This window comes from Variovorax sp. EL159 (assembly GCF_900100965.1).
In the GTDB taxonomy this organism is placed as follows: domain Bacteria; phylum Pseudomonadota; class Gammaproteobacteria; order Burkholderiales; family Burkholderiaceae_C; genus Variovorax.
The window spans coordinates 39,344-53,070 of the sequence record NZ_FMUJ01000001.1 but is presented as its reverse complement, the minus strand read 5'-3'; the positions used below and the strand labels follow the sequence as shown (position 1 = coordinate 53,070).

Here is a 13,727-nt window from a genome sequence, read left to right as displayed (position 1 = left end):
GCCGGAACGTCGTAAACACCTCAAAAAAACGGCCCCAAACCCGACTGCCGGGTGGGGCCACTTGACGCCAGCGTCAGATCAGCGTGCGGGACGGATCAGGGCGTATTGGGCCCAGTCCCCCCGGCGGAACAGCACGCTGAGCGCCTTGCTCTTGTCGGCCTTCCCAATGGCAGACTCGAATTCCCGTGCGTTGGCGACCTCGATATTGCCAACGGCCAGGATGATGTCGCCCTCGCGCAGACCAGCGCGCGCAGCGGCGTCGCTGGCGGTATCGACCTTCACGCCACCCTTGAGCTTGAGCTCCTTTTTCTGTGCATCGCTGAGATCGCTCACCGCAAGGCCCAGCGACTTGGCGGCAGCGGAAGCCGACGGCTTCGGCGCCGGCTCATCCTTGTCGGCCCCACGCTTGGCAGGCTTGTCGGGCTCGATCTCGGCGATGGTCACGCTCAGGTCGCGCGAGGCACCGCGACGGAACACGGTGAGCGTGCTCTTGGTGCCCGGCTTGGTATTGCCCACGAGGCGCGGCAGATCGCTCGGCTTTTCGATGGGCTTGCCGTCGAACTTGGTGATGACGTCACCCGGCTCGACACCCGCCTTCTCGCCCGGCGATCCGGCTTCGACGCCACGCACCAGCGCGCCTTGCGCCTTGCCCAGTCCGATGGCCTCGGCCACGTCCTTGGTGACCTGATCGATCTGCACGCCGATACGGCCGCGCGAGACGCGACCCGAGGTGCGCAACTGGTCGCTGACACGGATCGCCTCATCGATCGGGATCGAGAACGAGATGCCCATGAAGCCGCCCGAGCGCGAGTAGATCTGGCTGTTGATGCCCACCACTTCGCCGCGCATGTTGATCAGCGGGCCGCCCGAGTTGCCGGGGTTGATGGCCACGTCGGTCTGGATGAACGGCAGGTATTCGCCGGTGTCGCGCTGCTTGGCGCTGACGATGCCCGCGGTGACGGTGTTCTCGAGGCCGAAGGGCGAGCCGATGGCCATCACCCATTCGCCCACGCGCAGCTTGGAGATGTCGCCCACCTTCACGGCGGGCAGGCCCGTGGCCTCGATCTTGACGACCGCGACGTCGGTGCGCTTGTCGGCGCCGACGATCTTGGCCTTGAATTCGCGCTTGTCGGGCAGCGTGACCATGACCTCCGAGGCGTCTTCCACCACGTGCGCGTTGGTCATGACATAGCCGTCGGGCGTCAGGATGAAACCAGACCCTACGCCGCGCGGGCGCTCTTCTTCCTGCGGCTGCTGCTGAGGCTTGTTCGAACGCGGCCCCTGGCGCGGCACGCCCGGAAGCGGCTGGCCGAAGAAGCGGCGGAAGAACTCCTGCATCTCCTCGTCCATCTCGCCGTTGCCACCACCGCGCTGCGCAACCTTCTCGACGGTGCGGATGTTGACCACGGAAGGGCCGACCTGATCGACCAGATCGGTGAAGTCGGGCAGCGTGCGCGTCTGCGCATGGACCGACTCGACCGGCAGGAAGGTGGCACCCGCAGTCACCGCAAGTGCAAACGCCAGCAGGCCGGAACGAAGCTTGTGTCCCTCGACTTTGAAGATCATCGGTTTTCTTTCAAAAGAACAGAGCGGCTAAAACAACAAATGCTGTGAGTCTGCGGCGCGTGCTTGGTTCAGCGCAAGGGGAGCAGCTTTCGCGTTCGCGGCCCGTCAGCGCGTGCGCGCAAGACTTTGAGCAAATGCGTTGAGTGTCTGCTGTGGCACTTCGCCGACGGCGGTCAACCACCAGTCGCTGGCCGGCTCAGGCAGGCGACGACGGATTGCGTTGGTCGCGCCGATGGTCAGCACGCCATCGCGGGGTGCGCGCACCGCGTCGTAGCGCTCGATGAAAAGCGACACCGAGGCAAGGCCATCAGAGAAGGTCCATTGAACCGTCGTAGCGTCCGGCTTGGACGACTTGCCATCGCTGGCCGGACGCCGGAAGAAGCTTCGGGGCTTGAATCCGGCCACGGGTGTACTGAGAGCCCAGCCTTCGTCCTGCGCCGTGGTGCGCTCGAGCTCCAGCTTCTCGATGCGATAACCGGACGTGTTGGCCATCATCTGCGCCAGGGCCTGCGCCTTGATAGGCACATCGAGCTGCAGCTCGGAGAACGCCGACTGCTCCACCACGCGGGATTCGCTGTCGATGGTCTGAAGCTTCACCACGAGACCCGAGCGGCGCTCGCTCCAGATGCGATAGCCGAAGCGCAGTCCGTCGTGCGGCACCAGTTGCACCACATCGGCATCGAAGCCGGCCACGCGGTCCTTGCCGATGGCCCGCACGTCGTAGAAATCGCTGATCGACGAGTCGGGCTTTTCAGGGAGATTCGGGAAGAGATCGAGGTTCTCGCGCTTCTCGACCTTGACGACCTTCACTTCGGGCAGGAAGGTCATGACGTTGCGATTGCGCCGGAAGGTCGAACGCTGCGGCCCCGACAGCGCCTCGATGCGCTCGATCTGGTGATCGCCATCGCGCACGTGCCAGATGCGTGCACTCGACAGATCACCACCCGGTGCCGACACCACGAAAGTCCCCACATAGTTGCGCTGCCGAGCACCCGCGTGCATGCGCTGCAGCCACTCGGTCACGCTCATCGCCGGCGGCTCGTCCGTCTGCGCGGTTGCCGCACTCTTCGCATTCGTCGAGCCCGAGCGGGTCTGCGCGGTGGCAGCCTGCGCCAGGCAAAAAGCTGCAAACACAAGCACGCAGGCGCGTGCGGAGATCGGCATCTGAACGGTCATTACGGGCAGCTAAGGGCGCGCACTCAGCGCGTGGGCCCCTCGAAGGTGGCGTTGCGCAGGAATCCGGAAGGCATTTGCGAAGCACCGCCAGCTTGCTGATGTGCCTCGAGCAGTTGATCGAGTCGCGGATCGCGCAGCATGACCTGCGGCGCGCCGTTACCGACGATCACCCGGGTCGGGGTCAATGTAGCACCGGCTGGCTGCTGGCCATTCGTGGTTGCGACGGCGAGAACCGAATTCACCGCCGGTTGTTGCTGCTGGGCCGACGCGATCTGCGCGCCGGTTTGCGGGATCGCTGCGCCGTTGCCGACGAGCGTCCAGCTGACGGCCACCACCGCGACCAGCGAGGCCGCGCCAGCCACTAGCTTCCAGCGGAACACCGGCTCGTTGGCCGCCTCGACCCTGCGCTGTGCAGGCACGGCTGTCGCCACCGCGACGGGCGTCAACACAGGCGCGACAGCAACCGGCTCGGCCGCCAGCCGCTGTTGAAAGCGCGCCAGAAATGCGGACGTGTCGCTGCACGGCGCATGAGAACCCGAACGCAGGACATCGCCCACCATGTGGTAGGCCTGCCAGGCGGCACGCGAGTCGCCCTCGTTGCAGACCGCATCGATCGCCTGTGCGAACGCCTCGCCCTGCAAATGACCATCCGCAAGTGCGGACACCTGTTCCCGAACCGTCATCGTCTGATTCATTTCATTCACCTGCTTGCTTACCAACGCTTGCCGGACTGGTTGTCCAGCAGCGGTTTGACCTTGGCCGAAATGGCCTCTCGCGCCCGAAAAATACGCGAACGCACCGTGCCGATAGGGCAATCCATGACCTCGGCAATCTCTTCGTAACTCATGCCCTCGATCTCGCGCAGCGTGACCGCCTGGCGCAACTCGGCCGGAAGTGCGTCCATGGCCGTCTCGACCACATTGGCGATTTCCTTCGCCGCCATGACTGATTCGGGGGTTTCGTCGCTGATTGGTTCGTTTCCAGGACGGTAAGTTTCATCGTCGTCGTCAGAAGAGGGCCGCAAGGCGCTTTCGGAGACGGTCGGATCGCGCTTCATGTCCACCAGCGCCTTCTTGGCGGTGTTGACGGCGATCCGGTAGAGCCAGGTGTAGAACTGCGCCTCGCCACGGAACTGGTGCAGCGCGCGGTAGGCCCGGATGAAGGTCTCCTGCGCGATGTCCTCGATCAGGTCGACATCGCGCACCATCCGGCCGATCAGGCGCTCGATGCGGCGCTGGTACTTGACGACCAGCAGCTCGAAGGCCTTCTGGTCGCCCGCCACCGTGCGCTGGACCAGCTGGAAATCGACCTCGCCCGGACGCGGTGCCTCGGCGGACGCGTCGGTCAGGCCGGAGTCCGGTGGCACAGGCGGCGGAGAAGTTGTCATCGAGGGAGGTTCAGGTCACGTCGGCGGGAGCCGTCGCGCGCCAGGGGTCGGCAGCAGGCGCTGCGGATGGAGCGCGCGAATATACCGCGCGACGCACATCGCGCCAGCGCTCCGGCATCGCCCTCTGCTCGATCCAGAGCCAGCGCCGGGCGCGGCCAGGCTCGGCGAGCCGGACCAGCATCAGCGACTGGAAATCGAGCGCGACTGTCGCTTGCGCCTCGTGAACGGAACGGCTCGCGTCGGCCCCCGTCAGGGACCAGCGGAGCCCGTCGAAATGCAGGACGGCCGCACCGTCGCGCCGCAAGCCGAAACCGGCAGCGACGCCCGAAAACACGACACTGAAAACCAGCAGCAGCTGCCGCCATCCAACGCTATCGAACAGATAGCAGGATGCGCCGGCGCAGATGGCACCCAGGGCCCAGAGGGCAATCAGAATCCGGGTCGCGCCACGCGAGCGCCCCACCGGATAGGTCACCGACGGTGCGCTGTGCATGAAAGAGCAATGCTCAAGCGCGCTTGAACACCAGCGTGCCGTTGGTGCCGCCGAAGCCGAAGTTGTTCTTGACCGCGACATCGATCTTCAGATCGCGCGCCTCGTTGGCGCAATAGTCGAGATCGCACTCCGGATCCTGGTTGAAGATGTTGATCGTCGGCGGACTCTTCTGGTGATGCAGCGCAAGCACGGTGAACACCGATTCGATGCCGCCCGCGCCGCCCAGCAAGTGGCCGGTCATGGACTTGGTCGAATTGACGACGAGCTTCTTCGCGTGATCGCCAAAGGCGAGCTTGACCGCGTTGGTCTCGTTGACGTCGCCGATCTGCGTCGAGGTGCCGTGCGCATTGAGGTACTGGACTTCGTCGGCATTGACGCCGGCATTGGCCAGTGCCATGGCCATCGAGCGGCGTGGGCCGTCGACGTCGGGCGCGGTCATGTGGTACGCGTCACCGGTCAGGCCGAAGCCCGAGACTTCCGCGTAGATCTTGGCGCCGCGCGCCTTGGCATGTTCGTACTCTTCGAGCACCAGCACGCCGGCGCCCTCGCCCAGCACGAAACCGTCGCGGTCCTTGTCCCACGGGCGCGAAGCCGTGGTGGGGTCGTCATTGCGGGTGCTCAGCGCGCGGGGCGCCGTGAAGCCGCCAATGCCGAGCGGCGAAATGGTCGACTCGGCACCGCCCGCGATCATCACGTCGGCATCGCCGTACTCGATCATGCGAGCCGACGTTCCGATGGCATGCAAGCCGGTGGTGCAGGCGGTGACAACAGCGATGTTCGGGCCCTTGAAGCCGTACTTGATCGACACGTGGCCCGAGATCATGTTGATGATCGATGCCGGCACGAAGAATGGCGAAATGCGGCGCGGGCCGCGGCTCGCGTATTCGCCGTGCGTCTCTTCGATCATCGGCAGGCCGCCGATGCCGGAGCCGATGTTGCAGCCGATGCGCACGGCCTCTTCATAGGACAGCGCGTCGCCGGTCGGCAGTCCGCTGTCCTGCACCGCCTGGATGGCGGCGGCGAGTCCCAGATGAATGAAGCGGTCCATGTGACGCGCTTCCTTCTCCGAGATGTATTGGGTGATGTCGAAACCCTTGACCTCACCGGCGAACTTGCAGGCGAAGGCGCTTGCATCGAACGCGGTGATGTTCGCAATGCCCGACTTCCCGGCCAACAGGTTGGCCCAGGATTCGGTTGCGGTGTTTCCGACAGGAGCGATGCAACCGAGTCCGGTCACGACGACGCGGCGTTTGGTCATGCCGGCAAACCTTTCTGGAAGCGCTGTACAACGGCCTGTCGGCGCATGCGGTTCAAAGAAAAACCGCCGGCCGCAGACGCAATGTTGTCAGCTGGCCGATCAGGCCTTTTGATTCTTGGTGGCGTAGTCGACGGCGTTTTGCACCGTGGTGATCTTCTCGGCGTCTTCGTCGGGAATCTCGATGCCGAACTCGTCTTCGAGTGCCATCACGAGTTCGACCGTGTCGAGCGAGTCGGCGCCGAGGTCGGCCACGAAGGCCTTTTCATTCGTCACTTGGGACTCTTCCACGCCGAGTTGCTCGGCGATGATTTTCTTGACACGTGCTTCGATATCGCTCATTTGGTTCCCTCTGAGGGTTTGTAAGTAATCGGTGGATTTTAGCCGGGCGCATTGTGGCATTTGCCGTGCGTCCGGTGCGGGAAAAGATTGCGCCTTGCGGCTACATGTGCATGCCGCCGTTGACGTGCAGTTCTTGCCCTGTCACGTAGGAAGCCTGGGGCGATGCGAGGTAAGCCACTGCATGCGCGATGTCTGCCGGCTTGCCCAGATGGCCGAGCGGGATCTGCTGGAGCAGCGCCTGTTGCTGGGCTTCCGGGAGGCTGGCCGTCATGTCGGTTTCGATGAAACCGGGCGCGACACAGTTGACGGTGATGTTACGGCTGCCGAGTTCACGGGCCAGCGCACGGGTCATGCCCGACACGCCGGCCTTGGCAGCCGCGTAGTTGGCCTGGCCGGCATTGCCGGAGGCGCCCACCACGCTGGTGATGCTGATGATCCGGCCATAGCGCTGCTTCATCATGGGTCGGATCACCGCGCGCGACAGGCGAAAGACGGCCTTCAGATTGGTGTCGAGCACCGCATCCCAGTCGTCGTCCTTCATGCGCATGGCGAGCGTGTCGCGCGTGATGCCGGCGTTGTTGACCAGCACGTGGATAGCGCCGTAAGCCTTCACGATCTCGTCGATCAGGGCTTCGACGGCAGCGCCGTCGTTCACGTCGAGTGCACGGCCGCGGCCGTCAAAGGCACTCAGGGCCGAGGTGATCTTTGCCGCACCTTCGTCGGTGGTGCCGGTGCCCACGACCTTCAGGCCGCGCTGGGCAAGCTCCAGGGCGATCGCCGCGCCGATGCCGCGCGATGCACCGGTGACCAGGGCGACTTGCCCTTCGAATTTGGGAATACTCATAAGAGAAAAAGTATCGGGGCCTTGCGCCGGTCAGCCGGCGAGCGATTGTCGGGTTTCCGCGAGCGTGACCGGGTCGTACACCGACGCGGCTTCGAGATCGGGGGCGATGCGCTTCACCATGCCAGCCAGCACCTTGCCAGGGCCGCACTCGATGATGGCGGCTACGCCGCGCAGTTTCAAGGCCTGGATGCTTTCGACCCAACGGACCGGGCCCGCGGCCTGACGCACCAGCGCGTCGCGGATGCGGTCCGCATCGGTTTCGATCGCCACGTCGATGTTGTTCAACACCGGGATCTGCGGTGCCGCCAGCGTCAGGCTGGCCAGCTTTTCGCGCAGCGCCTCGGCGGCCGGCTTCATCAGGCTCGAATGGAACGGCGCCGACACGGGCAGCAACAGTGCACGCTTGGCGCCGTTGGCCTTCAGCAGCTCGCAAGCCTTGTCGACCGCAGCCTTGCTGCCGGCAATCACCGTCTGCATCGGGTCATTGAAATTCACGGCCTCGACGATCTCGGCACTGCCTGGGCCGAACGTAGCCGTTGCCTCCGCACAGCCCGCCACGACCTTGCCGGACTCCATGCCGAGAACAGCCGCCATCGCGCCCACGCCCACCGGCACTGCCTGCTGCATGGCTTGCGCGCGAAAACGCACGAGCGGCGCCGCTTGAGCCAACGTCAAAACGCCGGAGGCCACCAGCGCCGAGTACTCACCCAGCGAATGCCCCGCCACCACCGAAGGCGTTGCGCCGCCTTCGGCCAGCCAGGCACGCCATGCGGCAACGCCTGCGACCAGCATCACGGGCTGGGTGTTGGTGGTAAGCGCCAAGTCTTCCTTGGGACCACTCTTGATCAGCGCGCCGACGTCTTCGCCCAGCGCATCAGAGGCTTCGCGCAGGGTTTCGACCACGGCCGGGTGATCGCCCCAGGCGTCGAGCATGCCGACAGCCTGCGAACCCTGACCCGGGAAGACAAAAGCAAAGGATTTCATTGTTTTACACGTCATATCGCATGGCGGCCCTCATCGAGGTACCGCAGCATGCTACAGATTCAATAGCACCGCACCCCAGGTGAAGCCACCGCCCACGCCTTCGAGCATGAGGGTCTCGCCCTTTTTCACCTTGCCGGAGCGCACAGCCTCGTCGAGCGCCAGCGGAATCGAGGCAGCCGACGTGTTGCCGTGCTCGTTGACCGTGACGATCAGCTTCTCGCGCGGAAGCTTCAGCTTTTTCGCCGTGCCTTCCATGATGCGGATGTTGTCCTGGTGCGTAATCAGCCAGTCGATATCGGCCTCGGTCTTGCCCGCCTTGGTCAACGTGGCGCGCGCCGCTTCTTCGAGCACGCGAACCGCAAGCTTGAACACGGCCTGGCCGTCCATGTGCAGGAGCGGCGTGCCCAGCACGTTGCCACCCGAGACATGGCCCGGCACGCAAAGAATGCCGACGTGCTTGCCGTCGGCATGCAGATCGCTGGCCAGGATGCCTGGTTCTTCGCTGGCCTCGAGCACCACGGCGCCGGCGCCATCGCCAAACAACACGCAAGTGGTGCGGTCATTGAAGTCGAGGATGCGGGAGAACACCTCGGCACCGATCACCAGTGCGCAGCGCGCCGTGCCGGTGCGGATCATCGCGTCGGCAACGGTCAGCGCGTAGACAAACCCGCTGCAGACCGCCTGGACGTCGAACGCCGGGCAGCCGGCAATGCCGAGCTTGTGCTGGAGGATGGCGGCCGACGACGGAAACACCATGTCGGGCGTCGAAGTCGCGACGATGATCAGGTCGACGTCGCTGGCCTTGCGACCGGCAGCCTCCAGGGCATGCCTGGCGGCTTCGAAACCCAGATCGCTGCTGGTGACGTCTGGTGCGGCGAAGTGGCGTGCATGGATGCCGGTGCGCTCGACGATCCATTGGTCGGAAGTCTCGATGCCGCGTGCCGCCAGATCCTTGGCGAGGTCGTCATTGGTCACGCGGCGTGGGGGCAGGTAGCTGCCGGTGCCGGTAATGCGTGAGTAAGGGGTCATCAAACGTGAAGGGCCGTCGCGTCGACCGGCGCCGCCGGTTCCTGCCGCGCGAGCAATGGCGCGGCGTGGGCGATGCGGGCCCGCACGCGATCGAGCAGGTTGTTGCGAGCGGCATCATAAGCGCGATCCAGCGCATGGCCGAAAGCCACTTCGTCAGCCGAACCATGGCTTTTGAAAACCAGGCCACGCAGCCCCAGAAGTGCCGCGCCGTTGTAGCGGCGGTGATCCACCCGGCCTTTTAAAGCTTTTAAGACCGGGTAAGCAACAATTGCCGCCAGTTTGGTAAAGATGTTTCGAGAGAACTCAGCCCGAATGAATTCCTGAATCATCGAAGCCACGCCTTCGCTGGCCTTCAGTGCCACGTTTCCAACAAAACCGTCGCAAACGATGATGTCGGTCGTGCCCTTGAAGATGTCGTTGCCTTCAACGTTACCGTAGAAATTCAAATCTTTGGAGTTGGCGGCCGTACGCAGCAATTGACTTGCTTTTTTGATCGTTTCGCTGCCCTTGATGGCCTCTTCGCCAATATTGAGCAGGCCCACCGATGGCGCCTCGTTGCCGGTCAAGGCTGAAACGAGGGCAGAGCCGAGCACGGCAAACTGAAGCAGATCTTCGGCATCGCAATCGACGTTCGCGCCAAGGTCCAGCACGGTTGTCGCCCCGCCCTTGGCGTTAGGCAGTTGCGGCGCAATGGCCGGACGATCGATGCCGTCGAGCGTCTTGAGCAGATAGCGCGCAATGGCCATCAGCGCGCCGGTGTTCCCGGCCGAGATGGCCGCCTGTGCGGCGCCATCCTTCACCTGCTGGATCGCGACACGCATCGAAGAATCCTTCTTCTTACGCAATGCGATCTCGACAGGGTCGTCCATGCCCACCACCTCGCTGGCAGCGACGATGCGGGCACGTGGATGTGCGGCGAAGCCCGCCAGCGCAGCCGGCGCACCGACCAGCAACAGCGAAGCCTCGCTGTGCCGCTCGAGAAACGCGCGGCAGGCCGCCAGCGTGACGCGCGGCCCATGGTCACCTCCCATGCAATCCACGGCGAGCGTGATTGCAGAAGGCGCAACAGCGGATTCGAAAGAAGAAGACGTAGCCATCAAAACAAAGGCCCGACGCTACGAAAGAAGTAGCTTCGGGCCTCGGCCTTGGGATGCGAGATCAGGCTTCAGACTTGTTCTTGAGCACCTGGCGGCCACGGTAGAAACCGTTGGGGCTGATGTGGTGACGCAGGTGCGTTTCACCGGTGGTCGGCTCCACGGCGATGCCGGGCACGACCAGCGCATTGTGGGAACGGTGCATGCCGCGCTTGGAAGGCGACTTCTTGTTTTGCTGGACGGCCATGATGGCTCCTGGACTGTTAGGTGAGTGATTGGATGCGGGCTCAAGCGGTGGCAATACAAAAAAACCAAAAAGGCTGGCGGCATGTATGGAATGCCTTTTTCTGTATTGCTGCTCACGGCGGCGCGCGCGAAGCCCATGATTATAGCCCAGCCTGCGGCAAAGGGCTACTTGCCCTCTTCCGGCTTGCGCGAACGCAACGCTCCGAGCACCGCAAAGGGGTTCGGCTTGGCCTCTTCGGCCGCCTGGAAGTCGTCGTCGCTGGACGAAAGCTGGATAGGGGTCGGGCACACATCGTGGACGGGTGTGACCGGAATTTCCATCAGAAGCTCGTCCTCGATCAAGGCATGGAGGTCGAAATCCCGGCTGATGACCAGCAGGTCTTCTTCGGATTCCTCGTCTTCGGCTTCGGCCGTAGCCTCGTCCGCCACGAAACGGAACCAGCGGTCGACCGACAGCAAGGTGTCGACGGGCGACAGGCAGCGTTGGCAAACCAGCGGCACCGCCGCTTCGGCGTCCAGATGCAGCCAGGCTGTCGGCTTGCCGTCCGCACCGGGGCGCTCTTCGGCGGTAGCCTCCCAATGGACCACGGCATCGGGCGCCGGCGCCGCCAGCTCGGCGACCAGGCGCGGGTAATTGGAAACCGGGTCCGCAGCCTGGATGGATGCGGTGGCCGCTGCAAAAGCGGGCACGTTGAGCCGTTCGGGGGCAAATTCTCTGTTCATCCACACCAGTCTATCGCGCCGGCCGGCTTCCCCACACCGGGCATGCGAGAGGGTTTTGGACTGCTCACGCACAATCGTCCCCATGCAACGCACTGTGATCCTCGCCTCGACCTCGCGCTACCGCCGCGAGCTGATGAACCGCCTGCGACTGCCCTTCGACGTGCAGTCGCCCGAAGTCGACGAAACACCCCTGGCCGGTGAAGCGCCGCGCGACCTGGCCATCCGTCTGGCGCTCGAAAAAGCCAATGCCGTGGCCGCCCGCTTCCCCGAAGCGGTGGTCATCGGCTCCGACCAGGTGGCCGACCTGGCCGGTGAAGCCCTCGGCAAGCCCGGCGACCACACCCGCGCGACCGCTCAATTGCGCCGCATGCGCGGCCAGACGCTGATATTCCAGACCGCCGTGGCCGTCGTCTGCCACGCGACGGGCTTCGCCCAGCGCGACATCGCGCCAGTTCGCGTGGTGTTCCGCGACCTCAGCGATGCAGCCATCGAGCAGTACCTTCTGGCCGAACAACCCTACGACTGTGCAGGCAGCGCCAAGAGCGAAGGCCTGGGCATCGCGCTGCTGAACGCCATCGACAGCGACGACCCGACCGCATTGGTCGGCCTGCCGCTGATCCGCACCTGCCTGATGCTGCGCGCCGCGGGGGTCGAACTCCTGTGACGCACGGCAAGCTCTACCTCGTCCCCGCGCCGCTCGATTTCGGCTGCGACATCCAAGCCCCGCTGCAAGACGCCCTGCCGTTAGGCACGCTGCAGGCCGCCGCGGGCATCACGCACTGGATCTGCGAGAACGCCAAGTCCGCGCGCGCCTATCTGAAACGCATCGATGCCGTCGCTCCGCTGGCCGCGCCACTGCAGGCGCAGAACATCCAGGAACTGCCGCGCGAAGTGCACAAGAAAGGCGATCACGCAGGCCAGTTCGATGCCCGCCCCTTGCTGGCCGCCGCACTCGAAGGCCACGACATCGGCCTGCTCAGCGAAGCAGGCATGCCGGCAGTGGCCGACCCGGGCTCTTCGGTGGCGCGCGCCGCGCACGACCTCGGCATCACCGTGGTTCCACTGACTGGCCCGGTCTCGCTGCTGCTGGCGCTGGCGGCCAGCGGCCTCAACGGCCAGAACTTCGCCTTCGTCGGCTACCTGCCGCAGGATGCCGGCGAGCGTCAGACCCGCATTCGCGAGCTCGAGGCGCTCGCACTCAAGAGCGGCCAGACACAGCTGTTCATCGAAACACCCTACCGCAACGCGGCGCTGCAGCAGGCCCTCGTGCAGACGCTGCAGCACAACACCCGTCTCGCCGTGGCACGCGGCCTCACGCTGGCCACCGCCCACGTGCGCAGTGAAACCGTGAAGAGCTGGCGCGCCAAGCCGCAAGCCGGCACGGACGAACGCCTGCCCGCCGTGTTCGCGATCGGTCGCTGACGATGGTGGCCGTGACCGCAGGCACGCGCTGGGCCTCGCGCGCGCAATTCTTTTCCGCCGGCTTCATCTTCGCGACCTGGGGCGTGCACGTGCCCACGGTGAAGGCGCACTACGGCATCGACGAAGCCGAGCTTGGGCTGGCCATGCTCGCAGCCGGCGCCGGTGCGATGTTCGGGCTGACCAGCGCGGGGCGCTGGATCGGGCACCACGGCCCACGCCGCATGGCCGGCATCTGCGGCTGCATCTATGCGCTGCTGCTGACCGGCCTGATCGCTGTGCCGAACTATGCAGCGCTGCTGGTGTTGCTGGCGGCCTTCGGCCTGGTCACCAGTGTGTTCGACGTGTCGATCAACACCGAGGCGGCACAGCTCGAACAGCTCGGCGGCACGCCGTTGATGAGCGGCATGCATGGCATGTTCAGCCTTGGCGGCATGGCCGGCGCTGCCAGTGGCAGCGCGGCGCTTGCCGCAGGGCTCGGCGCACAGGCGCACCTGCTGCTGGTGGCCGGCGCCATGGTGCTGGTCGTTGCCGCGGCTTCGGCATACATGCTGCCGAAACCCGCCTCCGCAGGCGACGGGGCTGCCGCCGATCACAGCTTTCGCCTGCCGCGCGGCACGCTGGCAGTGCTGGGCGTGCTTGCCGCACTGGGCCTGATCGCCGAGGGCGCGATCTACGACTGGAGCGTTCTCTATATGCAGCAGGAGATCGGTGCACCACAGCAGCAAGCGGCACTGGCTTATGCAAGTTTCTCGGCGGCCATGGCGGCGGCGCGTTTCGGGGGCGATGCGATGCGCGCCCGCTTCCAGCCGACGGCACTGCTGCTGGGCAGCGGCCTGCTTGCTGCGGCAGCCATGACGCTGGTGTTGCTCACCGACCTGCCCTGGCTGGCCCTCGTCGGCTTTGCAGGTGTGGGGGTTGGCTTTGCCAATGTGGTGCCGATCCTGTTCTCCGCCTCGGCGAAGGTGCCGGGCATCGAGCCGGCACGCGGCATTGCGTCGGTGTCCGCGGTGGCCTACCTGGGATTCATGGCAGGCCCCGCGGTGATCGGCCTGCTGGCGCGGGCGACCTCGCTGACCGCCGCGCTCTATGTGGTCGTGGTTTTCGCCATCGCGCTGGCGGCTTCGGCGCGCTACACAGCCGGCGACGAAAACCGGCCGTAGCGAAGA

Annotated in this window: 16 protein-coding genes; 3 read left to right on the top strand and 13 right to left on the bottom strand. The window is 65.1% G+C overall.

The annotated features are described in order from the left end of the window. Positions 1-78: 78 nt before the first annotated feature. From BLQ28_RS00240 to BLQ28_RS00180, 13 genes are all read right to left on the bottom strand, one after another. Positions 79-1,566, bottom strand: a complete 1,488-nt coding sequence (locus BLQ28_RS00240; protein WP_093236568.1) for a DegQ family serine endoprotease — start codon at positions 1,564-1,566, stop codon at positions 79-81. 105 nt (positions 1,567-1,671) lie between these two features. Continuing rightward, positions 1,672-2,742: a MucB/RseB C-terminal domain-containing protein gene (locus BLQ28_RS00235; protein WP_093236567.1), complete on the bottom strand. Its 1,071-nt coding sequence runs from the start codon at positions 2,740-2,742 to the stop codon at positions 1,672-1,674. Positions 2,743-2,765: 23 nt separating this feature from the next. Beyond that, positions 2,766-3,437, bottom strand: a complete 672-nt coding sequence (locus tag BLQ28_RS00230) for a sigma-E factor negative regulatory protein (RefSeq protein ID WP_093236566.1) — start codon at positions 3,435-3,437, stop codon at positions 2,766-2,768. Positions 3,438-3,454: 17 nt separating this feature from the next. Beyond that, entirely contained in the window at positions 3,455-4,129 is a 675-nt protein-coding gene (rpoE, locus tag BLQ28_RS00225) for an RNA polymerase sigma factor RpoE (RefSeq protein ID WP_093236565.1), read from the bottom strand. A 10-nt stretch (positions 4,130-4,139) separates the two neighbouring features. Then, positions 4,140-4,622, bottom strand: coding sequence for a hypothetical protein (locus tag BLQ28_RS00220; protein ID WP_093236564.1), 483 nt, complete (start codon positions 4,620-4,622; stop codon positions 4,140-4,142). A 13-nt stretch (positions 4,623-4,635) separates the two neighbouring features. Next, a complete protein-coding gene (gene fabF, locus BLQ28_RS00215) occupies positions 4,636-5,880 on the bottom strand; it encodes a beta-ketoacyl-ACP synthase II (protein ID WP_093236563.1) in 1,245 nt (414 codons plus the stop codon). 99 nt (positions 5,881-5,979) lie between these two features. Further along, positions 5,980-6,219 carry an acyl carrier protein gene (gene acpP / locus BLQ28_RS00210; protein ID WP_007830471.1) on the bottom strand — a complete coding sequence of 80 codons (240 nt, stop codon included), beginning with the start codon at positions 6,217-6,219 and terminating at the stop codon, positions 5,980-5,982. 100 nt (positions 6,220-6,319) lie between these two features. Further along, positions 6,320-7,063 (bottom strand): 3-oxoacyl-ACP reductase FabG, encoded by a 744-nt coding sequence (gene fabG / locus BLQ28_RS00205; protein WP_093236562.1) that lies wholly within the window; start codon positions 7,061-7,063, stop codon positions 6,320-6,322. A gap of 30 nt (positions 7,064-7,093) precedes the next feature. Continuing rightward, a complete protein-coding gene (gene fabD, locus BLQ28_RS00200; RefSeq protein WP_093236561.1) occupies positions 7,094-8,047 on the bottom strand; it encodes an ACP S-malonyltransferase in 954 nt (317 codons plus the stop codon). Positions 8,048-8,098: 51 nt separating this feature from the next. Beyond that, a complete protein-coding gene (locus BLQ28_RS00195) occupies positions 8,099-9,076 on the bottom strand; it encodes a beta-ketoacyl-ACP synthase III (RefSeq protein WP_093236560.1) in 978 nt (325 codons plus the stop codon). Further along, positions 9,076-10,173, bottom strand: a complete 1,098-nt coding sequence (gene plsX, locus BLQ28_RS00190; protein ID WP_093236559.1) for a phosphate acyltransferase PlsX — start codon at positions 10,171-10,173, stop codon at positions 9,076-9,078. Before plsX ends, BLQ28_RS00195 begins: the two co-directional genes overlap by 1 nt. A gap of 61 nt (positions 10,174-10,234) precedes the next feature. Further along, positions 10,235-10,417, bottom strand: a complete 183-nt coding sequence (gene rpmF, locus BLQ28_RS00185) for a 50S ribosomal protein L32 (protein ID WP_007830466.1) — start codon at positions 10,415-10,417, stop codon at positions 10,235-10,237. A gap of 164 nt (positions 10,418-10,581) precedes the next feature. Continuing rightward, complete coding sequence (locus tag BLQ28_RS00180) at positions 10,582-11,139, bottom strand: YceD family protein (protein WP_093236558.1); 558 nt, start codon at positions 11,137-11,139, stop codon at positions 10,582-10,584. Positions 11,140-11,221: 82 nt separating this feature from the next. Here BLQ28_RS00180 and BLQ28_RS00175 point away from each other — a divergent pair, with 82 nt between their 5' ends. From BLQ28_RS00175 to BLQ28_RS00165, 3 genes are read left to right on the top strand one after another with little or no spacing between them, the layout of a single operon-like run. Next, positions 11,222-11,803 (top strand): Maf family nucleotide pyrophosphatase, encoded by a 582-nt coding sequence (locus tag BLQ28_RS00175; protein WP_093236557.1) that lies wholly within the window; start codon positions 11,222-11,224, stop codon positions 11,801-11,803. Next, complete coding sequence (locus BLQ28_RS00170) at positions 11,800-12,561, top strand: SAM-dependent methyltransferase (RefSeq protein WP_093236556.1); 762 nt, start codon at positions 11,800-11,802, stop codon at positions 12,559-12,561. Before BLQ28_RS00175 ends, BLQ28_RS00170 begins: the two co-directional genes overlap by 4 nt. Before the next feature lie 2 nt (positions 12,562-12,563). Next, positions 12,564-13,721, top strand: a complete 1,158-nt coding sequence (locus BLQ28_RS00165) for an MFS transporter (protein WP_093236555.1) — start codon at positions 12,564-12,566, stop codon at positions 13,719-13,721. The last annotated feature ends 6 nt before the right edge of the window (positions 13,722-13,727 follow it).